This is a genomic window from Anabaena sp. WA102, from assembly GCF_001277295.1.
Taxonomy (GTDB): domain Bacteria; phylum Cyanobacteriota; class Cyanobacteriia; order Cyanobacteriales; family Nostocaceae; genus Dolichospermum; species Dolichospermum heterosporum.
In genome coordinates this window covers 2,161,364-2,186,346 of the sequence record NZ_CP011456.1, presented here as the reverse complement: position 1 = coordinate 2,186,346, position 24,983 = coordinate 2,161,364, and the positions used below count along the sequence as shown (strand labels likewise).

The window sequence follows — 24,983 nt, the reverse complement described above, 5'->3', positions numbered from 1 at the left end:
TTATCCGAGAGCTTAATATATCCCCTGAAAATGGGGGTATTTTGGAATTTTTATTGTAAGTCACTTTTCCAGTATCAAGTTTTAATATCATCTCACCAAGTTCGCTTATTTATTACTACTAACAAAAAGGAACAAAATCATGTCATTACCAGAAAATTACAATCCCTTGGATCTCAATCCCCAAAGTTATAACCCCTTGATTCCTAACGGCACCACAGACCATTTAGGATTAAATCATCCCAAGGAAATCCTCTTTATTGCTCCTAACATTGACAACTATCAGAGTTTGATAGATGGGATTAATCCCAATATCGAAGTAATTAAATTAGACTTAACCCAAGATGGAGTCTTTCAAATCAGCGAAGTCTTGCAAAGATATCAAGGAATAGAGTCTGTTTATATTGCCACTCACGGTAGTCAAGGTGACTTAGAACTGGGTTCTACCAACTTAAACTTCAACACATTAGACAGTTACGAAAGTAACTTAACTAGCTGGGGTCAACACCTCACCCAGAATGCAGATATTATCCTTTATGGGTGTGACTTTGCTGCTACTGAAGAAGGTGTCAGCCTAGTCCAAAGGTTGAGTGCAATTACTGGTGCTGATGTAGCTGCATCCGACGATTTAACAGGTGGTACAAATAAAGGTGGAGACTGGGATTTAGAGGTACAAACAGGATTAATTGAAGCAGGGCTGGCTTTCAAAGATAGCGCGATCGCTGGCTATGATTCCGTATTTGCTTCCCTTTCTGGCAATATCAGTGGAAAACAACAATATGGAAATGTAGTTGCACTAGGTCCTGTAGAAAATAGAGATAATGTCACCTTTGGTGGTAACGTTACTCTGACCGGAGATGTTACCTTGGACGTAGTTGGTAACTTCACCTTAGATGGAGGCTGGAAAATTTCTGGAGATGGGGTAGGCGATCGCGACAGCCTAACTATTAATGCCACAGACACAGTGACAATTAACGGTGATATCGGTGGTGGCGGCTTTAAGAATATTACCATTCAAGCCCCCAAAATTAAAATTTTAGATAATGTCGTCATTTCTACCCGCTTAGTCAATGGAACTACTAGCGCTAGTTGGTTAACAGATGCCTCCACAGGTGATTCAGGTAGCATTAACCTAAATGCCATAGTTGATTTACGTGATCATCCTGATTTCTTCTTTGCTGCTGCTATCAAAGATGCACTGACACCAGATCCCCAAATTGAAGTCAAAACTGGATCAAAACTCCTAGCTCACGTTCTAGGCAGCGATACTACTAATAAAGCAGGTGACATAACCCTCAAGGGAGAAGCTTTAGTATTAAGAGCCGGTCTTTCGATCTGGGATTACTCCGATAAGAAAGTTGATATAAACCTACAAGGATCAACAATCAAGGGAGCTAAGGTTACAATAACTGCTAACGCTGAAGATAAAAACCCTTATTCAGAAGTCCCCGAAGGAGTGCAAAAAGCAATAATTGCACCTTTTGTGCAATCTACTTTGTATGAATTACAAAATTTATTAATTCCTGTATCCGTACAAGTGCGTGGTTCGGATACGCAAATCACCATTAATAACACCTTCATATCTGCCAGTGGCAAAGTTGATATTGCCTCTACATCGGTTGTAGATAGTAGTGTCCAAGCAATTAGTACAGTCAATAGCGTTAAAGCTATCACAAGAGACAAACTAAATAATCCCCTTTCTCACTTTGCAGTTGCCTATGGTAGAGCTACAGGTACAGCCGAAACCTTTATTCAAGGTAGCACCACCATTGAAGGCGGCTCTGATGTCAGTGTCGGATCAAAAGTAACAACAACCGCATTAGTAGGTGCTAGAGTATTTGCTAATACTTTAGGTTCGTTTTTCCCTGAAAATGCTCCTGCCAATGCTAACGAATTTGGGGCTTCATTCGCCTTTGCCAATACCGCTACCACATCTAAGGCAATTATGGACAATGGCTCCAGTATTATTGCCAAAGGGAACGTCAGTTTGAAGGCAGAGGGATCAGTCAAAAGTGATGCCAAAGCTACCACAGCAATCTACATTAGTGGCAACGCGGGTATTGGGATTGCCGCTAATTGGGACGACACGAATATTGAGGCCCAAGCCAATGGTTCAATTACCTCCGGTTCTGCCTTTGTCGGTAAGATCATTGATCTATCAAATGTCAACAACAACACCATTACAATTCCCAATCATCAATTTAAAACAGGGGATGAGTTTATTTATAGTAATGGGGGCGGTACAAGTATTGGTGGTCTGAGTGATGGAGAAACCTATACAGTCGTTAAAATAGACGACAATACCATCAAGTTAGTAAAAGAAACAGCTATAGATTTAGATAACACCGGACTTAACCCTGGAGTTAAACAAAGCCTAACTCCCCAAGGTGGATTATTCTTCGATGCCGCTACAGCGCTGAATGTTAATACAGAAGAAATCACACTAACTAATCATGGCTTAACAACCGGTCAGGCAGTAACTTATTTCAGTGATGATAATGGTAATGATCTTGATGGATTAATCACTCAAGGTGAATACTATGTAATTGCAGTAGATCAAAACAAGATTAAATTGGCATCAACCATTGATAGAGCAGCCACAGGAATAGCAGATATTGATCTAATTGATAGTGACAAAACTGCTGGTTCATCGCAACTGCTGAATTACCTGAAACTAGACCAGGTAGTGAAAACCATAGATGCTTCTAGTAACAGTATAGTTAATTTGAGCGATAGCAAAATTGCGATCGCTAATCATGGTTTAGTAACAGGGCAAGTAATTAACTATGATCCCGCATTAGGAACTGCCATTGGTGGACTTTCCAAAAGAGGTTATTTTGCCATTGTTCTGGATACAAACACAATTAAATTGGCATCCACCTACGACGATTCTGTTGATGGCACTGCTGTTACTCTGACTGGCTTAGGTTCGGCTTCCCAAACATTCACTTTTACCAAGACTCCCCATCAATTCGACCCTACCAATAGCACTGTTGTAAGTAAAGACAACGACACCATCAAAATCACCAATCATGGTTTTACTACTGGTGATGCGGTTTACTATGAAGTCGATCCCCAGTTCTCAACCACCCAAACAATGACAATGAACTTGTCATTTGATCCAGCAACTGACGTGGATCTGACAAGCAACACCATTACATTCAGTAGTCTGCACCACCTAACAACAGGCGATGCAGTTACCTATCAAACAGGCTACTTGGGTGAAACTTCCACAGCGATCGGCAACCTGGCTAAAGGCACAGTTTATTATGTAATAGTCATTGACGATACTCACATAAAACTTGCTACTTCCAAGTCCAGCGCAGAAAGCTACACTGCCACCAACGACACCTCCATAGATATACAAGCCGGAGGAACTGGCTCGCTTCATAATTTTAAAACCACCAGAAATGTCACAGTCAAGGATACACCGCTACGTGGTTTAGAGAATCAAACCTATTATCATGTTGTTGTTATTGATCAGGATACAATTCAATTAGCTGAATCCTTGCCAGAGGCCATTAATGCTGCGGGAATTGATCTAGATGCCACCGTTGCCAGTGCGGGTACAGAACATACCCTGAAAAATCCCCGACAAGGCAGCAGTGGTATTTCTGTAACAGCCTCTTTAAAAGCAACTGATAAATCATCCTCTAAAGGAGCTACTGGTTCTAACCCCACAATTAATGACCTGCTTGCCAATCCTGTCTCCCTACTCCCAGCAGCCACAGCAATTTTTCAGCCTGCCCAGACAAAGGATCTGTTGGCCGGAAAAACCGACAAGAATAAAAAAGGAAACATGAATGGTGAGGAAAGTTCCTCTGTTGGATTTGGTTTTGCCTTAAACTTGTTTGAACATGATGTATTTGCCACAGTCGGTCCATCAGCAGTTTTAAAATCCACTGGAAATGTTACTGTTAAGTCCTCCATAGAACAAAAACTGCAAACCTTCGTGGACGCTGCTACTGGTAAAGACGGAGATGGGATTGCTGTAGCATTTTCCTTTGGGCTGGGACTCTATACCAATACTGTTAAGTCCAGAATTTATGATGGAGCGATCGTTGATGCCAGCAATCAACTTTCAGTTACATCTGACCTCATTTATCCCTTTTTGTTGGATTTCAAGAAAGACTATTCCTTTAAGGATGACCCAAAGACTCCAGCAATAAATGAAGCAGAACAAGGCATAGGAAATGTGATTTTACTAACCAAGGATATTCTCTTTGATGGTAAACTAGGTTTCCCTAGTCGGATTTTTAATACCTTCGTCACTACAAAAAATAAAGGTAAGAAAGATCCGAAAAAAGGAGGAGAAATATCAGGAGGCACAATAGGTTTTGCCTTATCTGGATCATACCTGGATTACAACAATACATCTGAAGCGATTATTGGTTATAGAGATCCCAACGATTCAACTATTACTGGAACTCAAATTAATCAGGACAATAACTATAGCTCTGACCGAAACTTTGATGCCGCTAGTTCTAGCGTAGTTAGTCTCAACGATGGCACGATTAAAATTGCTAACCACGGTTTAACAAAAGGGCAATTAATTAACTATTCCTTTGTTGGCGGAAATGCTATTGGTGGACTTAGTAATCGTGCCTATTTTGTGATTGTTGTTGATGCCAACACTATTAAATTGGCAGATACCTACGCTCAATCCATTAGTGGTACGGCAATTCAATTTACAGCATTAGGTTCTGGAGTCCAAAAAGTTAGCTTAACTAATTCCTGGTCAAAGAAAACAGTAACAATAGTTGACACATCTAGTTTGAGTGGTGATGACAAAACCGAAGCTGATGATGAGAATAAACTAAAAATTAATACCAGCGATAACCTAATTAAAATTAGCGGTCATGGCTTAAAAACAGGAGACATGATCAACTATTCCGTTGGTACAGGTGGAACTGCGATCGGTGGACTCACGGCTAATAGGGGATATTTTGTCATTGCTGCTGATGCGAACTACATTCAATTGGCAAATAGCTATCAGGATGCCTTGGGTGGTAATGCTGTTGACTTAACTGGAGTTGGTATTGGCTCTCAAGTCTTTACAATCATTAATACACAATCTGTACTAGTAAAAGCTAATACAGAAATGACGATGGTTAATGTTGTTGGTATTATCCACATTGCTGTAAATGTTGATTCCCTTATTAAAGTTTCTCAAAAAGGAGATCCCACTGAAGCATTTAATATCTTTGGTAATCGAGCAAAAAATGGTCTTGGTGCTTCGGTATTAGTTCAAACAGTAGATAACAATACGATCGCTAAAATCAATGATGGCGTTGTCATCACCACAAGCCCACTGGGTGATACTGGCATTGACCCCCTGAAGAAAACAGCATTAGCAGTCATCGCCAAAGAAAATGTATTCTTCTTTGACCTAGTGCAGGGGGGTGGTGATGCCGAAAGCTATGGATTTACTGGTAGTGGTATTGGCGTAGGGCAAACCAGTACAACCATCGCCCAAATTGAAAGCGGCGTAAAAGCTGATGGTGGAGGAGTTGCAGTCAAAGCAGAAAGTGATAACACTCATGTGACAGTAGTTGGTGCTGCTCAACAAACGGACAGTGTAGGTGTTGGTATTAGTGTAGGAGTTAATGATGTAACTCGATATACTAAAGCCATTGTTGGCAAAGAACAGCAAGATAATGACCAAACACCAGGTAACAAGGGAACTTATATTATTAGCACTGGTGACATTGATGTATCAGCAAAAAATACGGGAGATTTTGTCGTAGTAGCTTTAGCTGCTGCCATCAATGCTGATCCACCTAAACCCAAACCAACCGCAGGAACCCAATATGATTGGACTGTGGCGGGTAATGTGGCAATCAATATCATAGATGACACTACTCTAGCGTATATTAATGATATTGGCACAGTTAGAGCCTATAACGGCAATATCAAACTTAATGCCAACGATGATAGTTTTGTTGGGACATTTTCTGGTGGAGCGGCAATTAATACCTCTAAACTGAAAACTCAAAAATCTACAAATATTGGGTTATTTGGCTCTTATAGTTTGAATGAGTTTGACAGTACCACCCAAGCATTCATCCTTGGGGCAACGGTAGCAGGTACAGACGTTACCCTAGAAGCTGATCAGGATAATACTGTTATTTCTCTCTCCATAGGCTTGGCGGGTTCAAGCACAACAGCCGCCACTGGTTCAGACACATCGGTAAATGTGCCGGGTTCCTTCTCCCAAAATATTATTAAGAACAAGAAGACAGAAGCGTTCTTAAAAGATGCGATCATTGATGCCACAGGAGACTTAAAACTACTGGCTGATGATACTTCCCAGATTTATGCCATTGGAGGTGTGATTGGATATAGCCTTTCCTTGGCTGGAGCAGGGGAACAAACTACTGCCGTAACTGCTGGATTCTCAGTAGCTACAAACGATGTAACAAATACGATCCGAGCTTACAGTCTCAACTCGGTGATCAATAATTCTGTAGCTACCACATCAGGCAATATTGAACTAAAAGCAACAGCATCAAACACAAGAATAATTGCTATCAGTTTAGCTGGTGCTGGTTCTAATGCCAATAATCCTGCTAACAGTAGCTTTAGTGTCGCTGGTGCTGGAGCAGGTTCTAAGAATACCATCACTAGCACCATTGCAGCATTTATTAGTGAAGGTTTGGTTAAGACTAAAACCAGTGGTAAAACCTTAAACCTGACAGCCAAGGATAATTCAGAAATTTATGCTGAATCTGGTGGTGTGGGTGTGGCTTTGGCTCAAGGAGGAAAGGGATCAGGTTCTATTTCCGTAGGTGCATCAGCATCAGTTAATAAAATTACTGACTCCTCTATCAAAACTTATATAGATAATGCCACCATTATCTCGGCAGGTACTATCACCCTTACCGCAGATTCCACTGCAACTATCCAAGCGGCGAGTATAGGTGGTTCAGTTTCCAGCACTCAAACTACCAGTGGATTAAGTGGTGCTTTTGCTGGGGCTGGGGCCGGGTCTGGAAATACAATTAGTACCACCATTACAGCGATTATTGACAATTCTGCTAATGTCACCAGTGTAGGCACAGTGACCCTCTATGCAAAAGATGAGTCGAAAATCACTGCTGACGCTGGTGGTGTGGCTATTGGGATAGCTGCTGGAAAGGAATTTACTGGGGCAATCACAGTTGGAGCATCCCAGGCAACCAATACAATTGACAATAATGTTAAAGCCACAATTGACAAGGCAAAAGTTAATGCCACAGGCGGTAATATTAGCCTGAAAGCTGAATCAAAGTCCACTATTGTGGCACGAAGTATGGCGGGAACTGTATCGGGAAGCCAGAGCAGCGGTACAACGGGATTGAGCTTGTCTGGGGCTGGAACTGGTTCTGATAACGATATCACTAATGTAATTGAAGCAGCCATTCGGAATGGCGCTGATGTTAATGCCAGTGGAGAAATTAAACTGGAAGCTATTGATACTCCGACCATTACTGCTGATGCAGGGGGAGTGGCAATTGCTGTAGTCTTGAATTCTAAAACTGGTATAGCAGGTACTATTGGTGCCTCGATCGCTACCAATGATATAGATAACACCATAGCCGCTGTCATTGAAGGAGTGAATACAAAAGTTGACTCTTCTGCGGGCGGAGTCACCTTGTCTACTACTTCTACCGCTAAGATCGATACGTTGGCATTGTCAGGTAGCATTTCTGCGGCTAAAGGTGGTAGTGAAACCGGAGTTAGTCTAGCCGGATCTGGTGCTTCTACTAATAACGAAATCAACAATACCATTGAGGCCGCAATTAGAAATCAGGCTGTTGTTACAGGTAGCGGCAAAATTGCCCTGACAGCAACAGATAACTCTACGATTATTTCTGATGCAGGTGGAGGATCTCTGGCATTTTCCGGTGGGAGTGGTAATAATTCAGGAGCGATCGCCATTGGTGTCGCCCAAGCACTCAACACCATTGACAACAAGGTTTCTGCCTACATTGACAACGCCAAAGCCTCATCTAGTAGTAATGATATAGATATTACGGCTGATGCCAATGCTACTATTACTGCCAAGAGTGTAGCCATATCAATCGCGATCGCTGTGGGGAAAGAGCTTTCCGCCGGACTTAGTGGTGGAGGCGCAGACGCAATCAATATCATTCTCAGTGATACCAACGCCTACATTAAAAACAGTGACATTATCCAAGTTAAGGATCTCACCCTCCTAGCCGAGAATACATCCACAATTACTGCCGCTGTAGTTGTTATTGCTGCTGCAGGTTCAAGCGGTGGACCAGGAGGAGCAGCATCCATCGGGGGAGCAGTAGCTAAAAACTACATTGGTTACGACAAAGATGGGAATAAAGCCGCCACAGACATTAGAGCCTACATTGAAGGTTCAAGTATCAAAGCTAGTGGTAATCTCACCCAAACAGCCACCACAACCAATCAAACTATTACCGCCGATGTGGGAGCAGGTTCATTAGCCGTATCAGTCAAAGGTAGCGGTCCAGTTAATATTGCAGCCAGCGGTGCTGGTGTATTAGCAGACAATAAAATCGCCCAAATAGTCAGTGCATTTATCGAAGGTGATGGAACTGGAGCAGACGGAATTTCTGCCAATGCGATCGCCCTCACAGCCAAAGATACCTCCACCATCACAGCCAGAGCCGGAGCAGTATCAGTAGCAGCAACATTCCTGGGGACAAGCGAGGTGGCAATAGCTGCCTCCATCGGTGTCAGCTTGGCCCGGAACGATGTTGGCAACGAAGTCAAAGCATATATCCAAAATGCCGACACCAAAGTCGAAGCGAAAACAGGCAATCTGAAGTTAGAAGCCTTTGATAAAGCCACCATTAATACTGATGCCGTGGCTGTATCTATAGCTGTAGCCGTTTCCGAGAAATGGTCTGCCGCCTTGAGCGGAGTCGGTGCTGAATCCACCAACAAAATTCATAACACCATCGAGGCATACCTAAAAAATAATCCCGTGGTGACAGTGGCAGGAGCAATCACTATCACCGCCACAGACGATTCAGAAATCACCTCCGATGCTGGTGGCGGCTCCTTGGCGGTGGCAGCCGGTGGGAATAATAGCATTGGTCTTTCCATTGGTGTGGTACTGGCAGACAACACTATTGATAATAAAGTTTCTGCCTATATTGACAACACTAGCCTCACCGCCAACACCACAGATATCTTGATCAAAGCCGAATCCGATGCGAAAATTACCGCCAGAAGTGTTGCCGTCTCCATCGCCGTAGCTGTGGGTAAAGAATTTAGTTTGGGACTCAGTGGTGGGGGAGCAGATGCAGAGAATATCATCCTCACTGACACCAACGCCTACATTAAAAACAGTACCATTACTCAGGCAAAGGATGTCACAATCACCGCCGATAACACCTCCACCATTACCGCCGCCGTGGTTGCCATATCCGGTGCAGTGTCTGGTGGTGGCCCTGGTGGTTCAGCTTCCATTGGTGCAGCCGTAGCTAGAAACTACATTGGTTACGAGAAAAACGGCAATAAATCAGCCACAGATATTAGAGCCTTCATCGAAAATTCCAGTATTACAGCCAGTGGCAATCTCAGCCAAACAGCCACCTCTGATCAAACCATTACCGCCGATGTGGGTGCAGGCTCGGTAGCCATAGCCGCCTTTAGCCAGGGATTCAATGTGGGTGTGAGTGGTGCTGGTGTGTTAGCTGACAATCAAATCGCTGAAGTGGTCAGTGCCTTTATTGATGGCGACGGAGCCACGGGAATTTCTGCCAATTCTGTCACCCTCAAGGCTGACGACACCTCAGACATCACAGCTAGAGTTGGTGCTGCATCTGTGGCAGCCGCATTCCTGGGTAATGCCGCGATCGCCGCCGCCATTGGTGTCAGTTTAGCTCGTAACGACATTGGCAATGAAGTCACGGCTTACATCAAAAATGCCAACAATAAGGTAGAAGCCACAAATGGGCAACTGAAAATAGAGGCGATTGAAGATGCAACTATTGATACCGATTCCGTTGCTGTTGCCATCGCGATCGCAGTGTCCGAGAAGGGGGCATTGGCCTTAAGTGGTGCGGGAGCAGAAGCCACTAATAATATTGAAAACACAGTTCAAGCTTATGTTGATGGCAGTACGATCATTGCCAATAATGGATTAACCACCATTAAGGCTAAGGACACATCAGACATCACCGCCGATGCGGGTGGCGGAAGCTTTGGCCTATCTGTGGGGGGAGCTACATCCGTCTCCATTTCTATAGGTGTCTCCTTAGCCAGAAACACCATTGACAACGACATCAAAGCTTACATCAACAATTCCACCGCTTCTTCCACAGCTAACAGCATCTCCATCATTGCCGAATCCGATGCCACCATCGAGGCTATTTCCGTGGCCGTTGCTATATCGGTAGCAGTGGGCAGCAACACAGGTATAGCCCTTGGTGGTGGGGGAGCAGAAGCCACCAACGTCATCCTCACCGATACCAACGCCTATATCAAAGGCAGCACCATCAGTGATGTTGATAATGTCACTTTAACAGCCGACTCCGACAACGACATTGATGCCGCCGTGGTGGCGATCGCAGGCAGTGGTGCAGGCAACGCAGGTGGAGGAGCGGTAGCCGCCGCCATAGGTGGGTCTTTAGCCAAAAACTACATTGGCTATAAATCTAATGGTGACAAATCCGCAGCCCAAGTCAGAGCCTATATTGAAAATTCCAGCATCACAGCCACAGGTGCATTGAGCCAAACCGCCACAGCCGAAGATACAATCACCGCCGATGTGGGAGCAGGAGCATTAGGTGTAGGGGCTACGGGAGACTTCGCCGTTAGCCTAGTGGGTGCGGGTGCGGTAGCTGAAAATAAAATCGCTGCCGAGGTGAAGGCATATATAGACAGGGATGGGGTATCAGGTATTTCCGCCAACAGCATCGCCCTCAAAGCTGATGACACCACAGACATTACAGCCAGAGTGGGCGCAGCTTCTGTGGGTATATCCTTTGCTGGTAATCTCTCTGTGGCAGCCTCCATTGGGTTAAGCATTGCTCGCAACGACATTGATAACGATGTTCATGCCTACATCCAAAATGCCGACAATAAAGTAGAGGCAAAGAATGGTTCTTTAATATTAGAGGCAATTGAAGACTCGACCATCACCTCCAATGCCGTAGCCGTATCCGTCAGTGTTGCCATATCTCCCAACATCTTCTCAGGAGCGTTGGCTCTGACTGGAGTTGGGGCAGAATCCACCAATATTATTAACAACAGTGTTAAAGCTTACGTTGATAGCAGCACCATAGAAACCAAAGGTGGAAATGCCAACGATATCAAACTAGATGCCCAAAGTACATCACATATCTCTGCATTGGCCGGGGCTGTGGGCGTGGCTGGTTCTGGCGCATTAATAGCAGCATCAGGAGCCATTGGCGTTTCCCTGGCTAGAAACCTAATTGGTTACGACTCCATCACTGATGACTCTGGTTACGGTAACGAAACCCTGGCATATATCAAAGATTCTACCGCCACCTCCACAGGGGATATCAAAGTTTATGCCAATAGTAAAGACACCATTGAGACAGTATCCTTCGCCGGTTCAGTGGCGATCGCTGTGGGTATTGGTTTATCTCTAGCCGGGGCTGGGGCAGAATCCACCAGCAAAATGGCCAGCAATATCCACGCCTACCTAGAAAATACTAAGGCTACTGCCGGAGTTGACATAAAAATCAAGGCCATATCCGATAGCCAAGTGACCAAAGCCCATGCAGTTGGTGCAGCGATCGCAGGTGTTTTGGGAGGAGGTGCAGTATCCGTAGCTGTATCTCAAGTAGTCAACGAAATTACCAATAGTGTCCAGGCTTACATTAAGAGCAATACTGCCAAAACTATCCAAGCTACCACCGGCAATGTTCTCATTTCTGCTGATGTTGAACGCGCCTACATTAGCAACGTCACCGCGGTAACAGCATCAGTAGCAGTTGATGTCAGTGCTGGTGGATTTGCCTTCGCCGGTGGAGGTGTGGGTTTGTATAACACCATCAATAACGATATTGATGCCTATATTACAGGACCAGTGACAGTCACCAGTGGCACAAATTTGGATGTCCTAGCCGCTGAGAACGCATACCTCTCCAGTGATGCCACAATAGTCAGCATAGCGGCATCTATCATCAGTGCTGCCCTGGGTGGAGCCATAGTTAAGAACGAGATTAATAGCAGTATCCAAGCCTGGATTGATAGTGATTCCGTCGCGGACAACTGGACAAGTGGAACTCCCATCACCACAACTATTAACTCAGTCAATACCACAGTTTACGTAGAATCCATTGCCGACATAGATAAGACCCTCACCGCCGGGGTTTCTGGTGGTACTGTAGGCGGTGTGGTTAATATTGCTACTGGCAATATTGCCATCCTCCTCAAAGCCTTTGTCGAAGGCACAAAACTTACATCCACTGGTGATATTGACATCAGATCAGCCGCTAACACCAGAAGCAGAACCTCCTCCAACGGTGGCACTATCGGATTAGGGGCTTTAGGCGCGATGGAGTCCAATGTTACCTTAGGTAAGGGCAATGATTTTGATGAAGTGCAAGCAACCATCGGGGATGGTACACAAGTAACTGCCAATGCCCTGACAATTGCAGCCGTTAGTACCGATGATTTATTAGCAGAAAGTATAGCTGCCTCTGGTGGTGCTGTTGCGGTAGCGGGCGCTCAATCCAACGTGACTACCGACTTCGCCACCCTAGCCAAAATTGGTAATAACACAGCGATCGTCGTAGATAACCTATACATTACATCCAGCCATGATCAAGATGTAGATTCCTCCGCTGACAGTTTTACCCTAGCAGCATTAGCTGGGACTGGAGCAGGAACAAAGAATCTAATTACCAGTAAGGCTAATGTAAATATAGGAACTAGCACTAGTATTACTGCTGATAATGTGATCATCAATGCCATTAACAGAGTATCTAAAGACGAAACCGCCGGGAAACCAAGCCTCATCGCTGCTTCTGCATCTGGCGCGAACGTTACTGTCCTTACAAGTGGTACAGACATTGGGACATCGGATAATCCCTTCCAGGCAGTAGTTAACATTGGTAGCGGCACTAACATTACCGTTAACGGCACAAATGCCAAGAAAGGAGTCCTGAAAATTGAAACCCTGAATCAAGCAACTGCCGTTGACAATGTCCGCATTGAAACCGTTGGTGGTTACAGTCTGGCGGTAGGTTTATCGAGAATTGATGCTGAAACCAATGCCGCCATCAATCTTAACGGCGCAACCTTAGAAAATAAATCTGGGGATGTTTACCTGACTACCCGGACTGATACGGGACTAAGACCAAGTGCGAACCTCCTCTCCGTCACTGCATTTGGCGGAGTTGCCGCCGGCGATGCGAAGACAACTACCAACGCCAAAAACCAAATCACAGTAGATAATGCCACCGTCAAAGGTAGTGACATTTATCTATTTACTGGACGAGATAGTTTTGCCGTTCCCAACTTGCTAGATAGTTCCGCCAATGCTGAAATTACGACCGTTTCCTTCGGTCCTGGTTTAAGTATTCCCGTCTTGAAAGCCGAGATCAACGAAACCAATAAAATTGACATTAAAGGCGCATCAAAAATCAGAGCATTAGGGGATGTCAGTTTAGTTGCGAAAGAAGGATTAGGCGGGAATAAACGGGCTGCAACTGATGGTTTAGTATTGAATCTTTCTGCCCTTCCCTACGGATTTAATGTTCCAGATGGTAGTTCCGTCAGCAGCAGCAATCAAATTGAGGTTGGTCGTAGTGTCAGCATTGAAGCCGGAATTAATAACAAAACAGTAGTACAAATTAAACCCATCAGTGTCGGTGGTACTCAACAGTTAGACCCAGCAAAATTAGGGCATGAACTAATTGCTAGTGAAAAAACCGCCCTGGGACTTGATCAAGAGACCAACTATGAATATGCCGAATTGGATTTAGCTAAAATTAGCTTTAGCATTTCCACTGGTACAGTCGTACAAGCCATAGCTAATGCCTATGAAAGTGGTACAGCCGGGCATTACTACAAATACAAACCTCTAACCAAAGATGGCGCTGACTCAATTATTTTAGAAACCCAGAACTATACCAATACTTTGATTTGGGAAGACCTTGGCACTAGTCCGAACTTGGAAGACTTGACTGTTTATACCAGTGATGTTACCAATAACTTAAAAAGCACCCTCGAAAACAAATTCTACGTTGTTAAACCAGTAGAATTAGACGACATCACAATGTCTTATGCGGGTTTAGGTAGTCTCTTACTAGAACAAAGAGAGAAAATCCAAGGTTGGATTAACAGTCACTCCGGTAATTCCGAGGCAGTAGCTCGTTATCAAGTACAATTGGATGCCATCAATCAAGCGATCGCTGATTCTGGACTAATTGATCCAGAATCAGCGACAGTTCAAAAAGAAATAGACCTATTATTCATCAATCTGCCCAATATTTATGCCGCGCCAGGTTCCATCTTTATTGAAGCAGACAGAACTAGTTCCACTGCCTTCACACCTCTAATTAGCAACAATCAACTAATAGCCAGAGGCGGCGCAGAAATTAAAATTACCAACCAGTCGCCATTCACCCTCAACGTCAACGATGCAGTCATTCGTGACAACAAACGAGTCAGAATAGTTGATGGTCAATACACAGTTCTCCAGCCCGGTAACGTTTATCTCAACAACGCTCTCATCTCCAACGCAGTTAACAACACTGGCGCTAAGAACATCTCCATCGTTCAAGATGCCTATCCCAACAGTCAATATGACACAGGCAGTCTTGTTATCCCCTCTGTTGACCAAGATATCTACATCCTTGGTGATGTAATCAACGAATCCGGCAACCTGTTAATTGACAACAAAGAAGGTAGTATCAACGTTTCCGGGGAAATTAGAGCCGAAAACGTCACCATCAATGCCGCCAGCAACTTTAACTTGAATACGGATGATTGGTTCCACAGCAATCAAGACCCCCGTCAATATCTCGACTATGACCGACTACGTCAAACAGTCTATAACCCAAATGGTATTGCCGATAGTGAAACCTACAACAGTGCTACTAACGTCAATGGTCAAAACCTAGAAACCTCCATTAACCGTAATCAATCCCGCATTCTCTCTCAAGGACCAGTTACAATCACCGCTCGTTATCTAAACGTCAACGGACTCATTCAAAGTGGTGTTAGTACCATTGAACTTGATATTGCTGCCACCTTTAATCCTGGTAAGAAAACCAGAAATTTTGTGGATGATAATGGCAATGTCTTAGCAGGAATTAGTTTCGGCACAGAAAATGTCCCTGTAGATGGTTACTTTGACGTTAATCAACAGGCAATCATCCTGAATGACATCGTTCCCAAGGGTGGAGAAATTACCCTGGCTGGTCAAATCTTCAGTACAGGAAATGGTCAATTGAAAGTTGCCAACGGTTATACCAACGTTGATATTAACAACCAGAGCATTTATCAACTGATCCTCAACCGCATTGACACCACCACCAACCGTCAAGGTAAAATTACCATCATTGACACAGAAACCCTCAAGAAGGTTCAGTACACAGTTGATGCTAATAATATTAAGACCACAAAATTTGACGGAGTATACGATAGTGTCAACAAAACTGTTACCTACACAGCAACCGGAACTCCAGTAACAAATAGCTTCACTGATGACATCAAGTACCAAACCCCACTAGGTCGCCAGTATGTGTGGACAGAGGGACAGGAGAAAACCCAGGTTGAAGTCAGAAAATATGAGAAAAAGAGCTTTAACCTCTTTGGTTTTGATTGGGATGCTTTAGTTGCAGATGATAGTTATACCTGGAAAACCGTAGAGTTCCGTGATGAAAAGCCACTGCTAGAATCGGAGTCATTAGTATTTAATGCTACAACTATTCTACCCGCCTACACTATCGAGTATCAACAGGTAAACGACAGTAGCGTAGACTTGATCAAAAACGTTTCCGAGGTCAGAAATGTTGCCAATAACAAGGTTTATCGTTATATCGGCGATAATGATGACTTAGTTCTATCTACCCAAGATTTCACTGACACCGATAAATGGACAGAGATTGGCACTAACTTATCAAGCATTACAGATAGAGTTAATAACAAGTTTGATAGCAACTACGTCAATTCTTCTACCAAGGTTGAAAATTGGACTACAGGTGGTGGTTGGCTGAGAAAGAAAACTTTACACACGCGAACAACTACTATTACTGGACTCAAAGACTTCTATACCAACGCCTTAAAAGCTGATTATCCAATTGATATAGATTTCATCCAAGGGCCTAATAAAAATGCTGCTCAAATATCTATCACCAGCAACAGAGTCCTTTATCTCCAAGGTGACATCGAATCTCCTAATAGCAAGGTGTCATTAATAGGTAGTTCCATTAATAGTAATAGTTCCAGTGTTGTTTATGCCAACACCATAGATAACGCCGATGTGCAAAACGGACTTCAAGCCTTGAAATTCAAGGCTCAGTCTGGTGGTATTGACTTAAAAATACAAGGTGGTCTACAACCGGTCAATGCTACAGCAGTAGGTGATATCAATTTAACAATTGTTTCTCTTGATAACATTAATAGCAACCTGGTGGCTGGTAATATTGCCTCCAGTAATGGTACTGTCACATTAAACGCACCTCAAGGCATCACCGCAGGAAATTCCAGTTCATTAATCAGTGGTAAAGAAATTAAACTTGAGACTTCTGCTGGAGCATTAGGAAGTACAACAGATTGGTTACGAGTAGACAGCGGTACACGTGGTATAGGGGCTGAATCTCAAGGTGATATTTATATTCGTGAAATAGCAGGAGACTTGAACCTCAATGCAATTGTGACTCCGGCAGATATTTACTTAGAATCTGTCCAAGGTTCGATTTTTGATCATCTTGTGGAAGGAAGTTCCATCAGTTCATCAGAAGTTAGTGAGAGAGCGCAAGAACTATTTGATGCAGAGTCCTTAAAATATCCCTTGTCCGCAGGTTTATATAGCTTCCTCTATCCCAATGCCAACTTACTAAGGACTACACCAACTGCTGGTAACACAGAAGGTTCTAACATTATTGGTCGCAACGTCACCCTCAAAGCCCAAGGACAGTTAGGACAAGTCGGTAACATGGTTGCCATTGACCTATCTGGTGGCTTTAACAACCTAGCAACTGATAAAAAGAAAACCCTCTCCAGTGCCTCTGTAAGTGATGTAGTGGGCGTAAGTTATGCCACCTACAAATATTTAGGTAGCGATGACACAGATGTTGATCTGACTCAGGCAAATTTCAGCAACACTTCCTTGTGGGAGAAATTGCAAGCGAATTTTGTTAGCGGAACCAATAAATCCATCAAGCAAGAAGTTTCCTTAGCAACATATCAAACTGTTCTAGTGCAGTACAACGCTGTTGAATATGGACTTTATAAATATTTAGGTCAAAATCAGACCCTTGATTTAGGGAAGCAAATCTATGGTGATACAACCCTTTGGCAAAAACTAACAGCAAATCATGGATCAGACGGAGTAGGGAACGTCAACCTAATTCAAGGAGAATTAGTACAAGACAAGTCTGTGGTAGAATCCCTAACCCTGCAATTAACTGATGATATTGACATAGAAATTACCAACATCACCACTATTGATGCCGGTGATGCCGTTGCAGTACAGGCTGCTGGAACTTTAAATATCAATCACGTTAATGCTCGTGGAGATGTGCGCCTCCAGGCGGGTGGTAGCATCATTGATAATTACGCCGGAGGAAGTACGGCAGCTATTACCACTACTGGTGATTTATTAGTGGTGTCTCAAGGTACTATTGCTGGAACAACGACTAACACTTCGTTCCGCATTGATTTGTCCGGTGCTAATAGCCAATTAAGTGCAGAATCATTAACTAGCACTTACATTCGTCAAGTTGCCAACACATCCTTATTTATTGATAAGATTAACGCTGGCAGTTACGTGACAGTTGAAGCTCCTGGTGGCGATATATTCGTCAATAGTATTCTCACTAATGGTTCTGTAGATTTACAGGCTCAAGGTTCAATCTTTGATATTAATGAGAATCTCCTGAATATTCGTGGTTCGGCAATTGATCTACAATCAACAACAGGTTCTATTGGCGAATACACCAACTACCTTGATGTTGATCTATTGTTAGATGGTGCTATTAATATCACGGCTCAACAAGGTGATATTTACGTTAACTCCCTAGATCATGACTTGAAAGTTGGTGTAATTGAAACTCAATTTGATGTCGGTTTACGGGCATTAACCTCGATTGTAGACACGGGAGATACGACGGCTGATGTTATTGGTAGAAACATCACATTAGAAACAGTGGGTAGTATTGGTACTAACTCTGATGTTTTAGAAATTAACACTAACTCTCTAACTGATGGGAAATTAACTGTTGTCAGTGGAGGTAACGTCTATGTTCAAGAGGTAACGAATGACCTGTTTGTTAATCAAGTAAGTGCAGTTGGTCATGCAGGTATCGAAGTCATCTCCGGTGATATGCGAGTGGGGTCAATCACTTCAGATACCCTAGATTTAACAGCAAATAATGGTCTGTTTATCCAGGGAGCAATTACCACCGCCAATCAAATCAACATGGTGGCTGGAACTTCTCGGTTAGATAAATATGATGATTATTTGAAAATAGGATTACCCAGTGACCTCTACCTGAAACCACTACAACCAGATGCGTTCTCCCTATTCCTGACTGGAACTATTACCAATAATGCAGACAATGCGGTGGTTAATTTGGAATTTCCCGATGATGTAATTCTCCGAGGTAATATCAACGTCAACGGTCAAAACTCTGACCTGAAAATTCGTTCTGAAGGTTGGGTGTACATTGAAAGCTTCTTAACCGTTGAAGATAAAATTGACATTTTAGGCGGTTATCTAGCAAATGGAACAAGCACCAACACTCCAAATAGTCAAGGTTCTAGCGTTTATGTTCATACTACATCGAGAGTTAATACCAAAAAAGCTGGTAGTGCCATTAACCTCCAAGGTGCGAAAGATGTTGATATCTTAGGCACAGTTGTCGCGGGGGGTAGTATTGGTGCAACCGGTGTAACTTGGGCAGGAAATGACGCAACCATCACCGTTAAAGCAGGTCAACAAATCTTCTTAGATACAGGATTACTAGCTTCCAAATCTGTTAGCTTAAATGGCGGTACAGCGGGCGCAGACGATAACGGACTTGGCTTAATTATCACCGCAGCAGGCGGTGTCACCGCCATGGGTCTAACTTCCGATAATAGTGGCGCATTAATTTCCATGAACAACACCGGCAACATGGAAATGATGGGAACCTTGGCATCAGGCGGTAAGTTAGTCCAAACTTTTGATGCCAACGGTAATATGTTATCTCAAACCATTGACTGGTCAGGTAACTACGGCAAAGTTGAGATCACATCTCTTGGACAGGCATTTATTGGTGGTCATACCATTAACCAACAAGGTCAAGCAATTGAAACAGGTGGTTACATCTACGCCAATAACAACATCACGATTAACGGTGGTGGTAACAGTTCCGGTACAGGTGCTTATGTTCAAGCAGCCAGTGAATTAGTTACTCATGCAGCAGATAGTTCCATTATTATTAACGCAGCCCAAGATGTTGACATTCAAGGCTTAGTCTTACCAGGTGGTGAAGTCCAAGATGTCCGCGACACCACCGGCAAATATATGGGACGTTACGCCCATAATTTCGGCGGTCATTCTACCATAAGCGTTCATGCAGATAACCAAATTCGCATCGGTCAAAGCCTGAAAGCCGGAAAACAAATAGACCTTGTGGGCGGTATTGACCCCGTAGAACCCAACCCAGCAGACGGTTCTACCAATTATTCTGGTAGAGGAATGGTTCTCTATGGTTCAACCCAAATTTCCACTTGGCGCGAAAACAGTCAAATTAACCTGAGTGCGAAGGGAGAAGTTGATATACTCGCCCCTGCTTACACCAACGAAATTGAAGCGGCTGCTTTCTATGAATTAGCCACAGGCGTAATTAGTCAAGATGTCACCTTGAAATTACGTTTAGATAAAGTTGGTTACTTCATTGAAGCCACTGTCACCTTACCCAAATCTGCGACAAATAATAATACTCAAGTAGGAAATTTAGTCGAAGACTTAAATACTGCTATTAAGAATGCGACTTGGACAGTTGTTAGTAGTCAAGATACTACCGCTCATGCTATTGGTAGTACCTACACTGGTTTTGATAATAATGATTTACAGGTAAAACTCCGTGAAAGTCGTTTATTATTAACCAGTTCCTATGCAACCACATTAGTTAAAACTGGTTCAACTAATGCTGATAAACTAGGTTTCACCAATCTGACTACCGATTTAACTTCAACCCTACCTTATACAGTCAAAGCCGACCAAGTAGGTTCAGTTGTGACTATTGGTTCGCCAACCGGACTAAACGGTAAATTGTATATTGCTGGTAAAGTATTGGGTTATGAAACTATTAATTTGAATAGTGGAAATTCGCCCGATGGTGTGGATATTGACTTAGACTATACAGGTTTATTAGAAACTCGTAATAGTTCAATTACCTTAAATGTTGGTACTTATGGAGTTGTTAAAGGTAATGTTATCGCCAGTGGTACAGGTTCTGATATTACTATTAACGCTACCAACACTCTTGATTTAAAAGGTAGTCTCACGGCTACTGATCAAATTAACATCAATGCAGGTACAACTATTACTACTGGACAAACCAGTGTTCATACTTTTGGTACAAGTAAAATTAATGGTAAATCAGTTAATATCACTGGTTTAAATGACGTGATTATTGACAGCACTATCGGCGAAGGTAGTGTGGGTATGACTGGTATTAATATTACCGCAACTTCTGGAGATCTAACCTTAGCCCGCACTTCTGGACGCATCATTACTGATACAAATTTGGTAATGACTGGTAAAAATATTGACTTTGAAGGCGTATTACAAAATACCAAATTTGATAATAATGCTAATACTAATGAGGTCTTAATTACTGCAACTAATAATATTTTGTTGATGACAGATATTATTAGTCAAGGAACAGTGAAAATGACCGCAGCTAACCAAATTCAGGGTTATAACGGTCAAATATTAGTCCAGGGAACAGGAGAAGTCCTGAATATTAACCAAACCAATGCTAACGGTAGTATTTCCTTTGGTCGGACCATCTTAACTAACGGTAAATATCAACAACAAGGCTTTGATTTAGCCAGTATTGGTAATCTCTCCATTAACGGTACAGGGACAGTTGATCTTAACTCTGGTGTGCGTCTTTTCAGTGGTACAGACAACAGTAATATTAACGTCACTGGTAATATTATCAACGTGGGCGGTTCACTCCTCGCCGGGGCGAAACTGGTTAACAACACCGTCACCTGGACAGGAAAAACCGCCAATATCAATCTAACGTCCGCAGATATAGTCACATTTGGTGGTTCAGGTGCAGACAACACCACAGGTTTAGTTGTCACCAGAGGAGGGACAGCGATCGCCACAGGTAACATCAACATTAATATTACTGGTGGTAGCAGCACCTTAGACTTCACCATGAACAGTCTAAGTTCAATTAAGAGTGATGCTACAGCCAGGTTTGCGGAAACTGGAACTCTGATTTTTGCAGATAGCACCGACAGCAAAATCAATATCACTGCCGGTAAACAAGTAGAAATTGATGGTTTAATTCAGGCTTATGATGACGGTGCAGACATCACTATTGATAGTGCAGGAATGTTATTAATTAACGGCTACCTGAAAGCAGATGATGTTCTTACCGTTGATGGTGGTGTTGGTGCTTCCGGTTACGGTTTAATGCTAACTCCCTTAATTTATCAAGACCCTCAAGGACGTTTTGTGAATAGTTCTGGGTTCTATATCAATGCTAACGGTGATTATGTCAGTGCGACAGGAACTGTACTAGCTGTAGGTGCTACACCCGTTGCCAGTGCCGAACTCCCCGCTAACCTCACCCGTGTTGGTGGCGGTACATTAGAAACAGCCACAAGCGGTATCATCAATATTTCGGCTGAATCCGGTCTGGTTTTAAGCGGTCAAATTGCACCACTTAACGATACTAGCGTCAATCCAGATAAGGTATTTATTACCAGTGAGAATAATGCAGGTGATGTCTTTATTGACAATGCTGTGGGCGCTAAGAGTCAGGTTGTCATTAAAGGTAATAATCTCTACCTACTGGACTACCAAGAAACCAACCCACTGAATGCAGTCCGTCCCAATAATGCCTTAATTCAAACCTACGGTGGCGGAACAACCACAACTGATCCGAGTATCCAAATTAACGCATTAGGTCAGGCGATTATTGCTAAGAGTAAAGCCCCCTTATCCCGTGCTTTAGTTGACTCCCATCAGAATTTGGAAGTTATTGCTAATTCTTTAGTAGTACAAGGTTTCTTAGATGCCAGCACCAATATTAGTTTAAATGTCGTCACCGATTTAACTGTTAACGGTTTAGTGACAGCCGCCCAAAACCTCGATATTCGGGCTGGTATTAACGCCAGTTGGACACCCAGCACCATTCGCGGCACAATTACCCGTTCTCAACTCAGTGGTGGTAATGTCTTAGTTAATGGTTCAGGTACATTACAAGCTCAGAATACTGCTACCATTCTCGCAGGGGGAACAGTCACCATTGATGCAGACTCAGCTTTAGGCGCAGGTACAAAACCAGTACCTATCCCCTTCATCACTCAACGCGCCGTTACTGTACCTGTTGTCACTGGCACAAGACAAGTTGCTGATGGCACAATTCAGGTAGAAGTAGTTAACTGGATACCCAGCACTTTCACAGAACAAGTCGGTACAGATAGCGTCAGAGTTGGTAATGAATTCTTCACGATGGATACCACTCTGAGTCAAGATAGTTACTGGAATCCTACTACCAATACAGAAAAAGAATGGTTTGTAGCTGGAGTTGACTATGACGCTTCCAAAGGGAATTTTAACGAATTAACTGATGATGCAAAAAATGCCCTTTTAACCTCACTGGGTTACTATAAACTCTATGATTTTGGTTTTAGTAACGCCAAACGTGAAACTACAAGAGACGGTAATCCTACTTCTGCTCAAATTTATTGGAATCTCACCGAAACCAATGAATCTTATGCAATGGAAACCGCTAACGGACAAAGTTACCGGAAAGAGTTTATCAGTGGTAGTGACTATCAACTAAGTGCAGCCGCAGGTTATTACAACTCCTACAATACAGCCACAAATAATAGCGTTGCTACTACAATTATCAAGATTAACGTTGATGGTTGGAGTGATAAATATATCCGTGTACCAGTGGGAATTGCTGGCGATTTACCCGCATTACTTCGAGTCGTTTCTCAAGGTGAAGCGAAACTATTAAATGACAGCAACAAAAATAACTTTAATGAATTGAGTACGGGAACATATTCACCTTCACAAACATGGGTGTCACAAACTGGCGGCACAACTCCTACTGGTGAGTATGTAGGTTATTACTGGGATCAAGCTACTGTTTATTATGATCAACTTACCTCAGCATTTGGAGCGTATACTAATACTTATGACCGTGGTATTGACAATGATAATACGACGGTAGTTCGCTGGGGAGTTAGTTATGATAGCAATGGTAAACGTTTGTATTCTATTAATGACGGTAGGACAGGTGGTAATGTAGCACAGACATTGCAGTATCCTGCTTGGAGAGTTCAGAGTTCAGTTAATAATAATGATATAAATGGTGTTGTGATCTCTGCACCCACAGAATATGTCTCTACTACTCGTCTAATTAATAACAGAAATCAAGTTGCAACATACACACAGTTAGTGGGTCAAATTGAGGAAAAACTTTTTGACGTAGGTATTAAAGTCACCCAGATTCAATTTGATGTTAATACAGAGAGAAATTCTGAAGAACCTTGGTATCGAGTTTGGGCAAAAATTAACAGTGAAGAGAATTTTAAACAGTGGACATGGAACGATTCGTCCCGTACGGATAATCTTAATGATATACTCATATCCAAGTCAGATCTAAAATATAATGCCACTTACCGGTTATTCTGGGAATTCCGTGAAGATGATGGTGATGGTAATTGGGTTGTCAGTAGTAATGACACTATTATTGGTACCTATGACAGTAATATTGTGACTATTCCCCAAAGCACCACTTCTTATAGTCGCGAGGTTTCCAGTAGTACTAGTTGGGACAGTAGTTGGGGAAAACTATCTTATTCCATTGATGTCAATTCATCCTGGAGGAAAACTAGCGATAAGTCTGAAACATTTAATGACTATAAATACAATTGGGAATCTGTTTACAAACCCATTTATGACACCCGGTTACAAACTTCTTGGCAGTGGGTAACAAATACCCAAGATATTTACGATAACCGTCCCCGTTACGAAACTCGTGATATTCAAGTCAAGAGCGTTTCCATAGACACCCAGACTAAATGGCGTACTGATAACATTACAGAAAATCAAACCATTTGGGTAACAGAACGTCAAACCTCAAATGACCAAACGGCTTACGGTCAATTTGCTGGTGACTCTATTAGTGCAGCTAACGGTATTACCATTGATGCCACAGGTAACATCAGCATCACAGGTAAACTGGCCGCTAACGGGACAACAGGTAACATTAATATCAGCAGTTTGGGTCAAGTTAATATCCAAGGTAAACTCCCCACAGGCAGCAATACAAGTAATACCTTAGCTGCACCTAGCTATATTTATGCCAAAAATGACCTGAATGTTACAGGTACAAGTGTTTCCGTCCTTGATTCCAGCGAATTATATGCGATTAACAATACTGGTAAAGTTACTATCACCAGTACCTCATCCACCGGTGACATCAACTTTGCCGGTGCAATTAATGCCGGAACAACGGCTACATCTGGAACTCAAATCCAATTAAATGCAGGTAATGACCTCATTATTAAGGGCATACTGAATGCAGGTAATGGAATTACTGGTTTGGCTG

1 protein-coding gene (cut by a window edge) is annotated in these 24,983 nt (G+C 42.9%); it reads left to right on the top strand.

Going from position 1 to position 24,983, the window contains the following annotated elements; all coding sequences use genetic code 11:
• The first annotated feature begins 139 nt into the window (after positions 1 to 139).
• Positions 140 to 24,983 carry the 5' portion of a DUF4347 domain-containing protein gene (locus AA650_RS09510; RefSeq protein ID WP_053538825.1) on the top strand. Its footprint extends 12,440 nt past the window's final position, so the window shows 24,844 of its 37,284 coding nt (coding positions 1–24,844); its start codon is at positions 140 to 142; its stop codon lies off the right edge, out of view.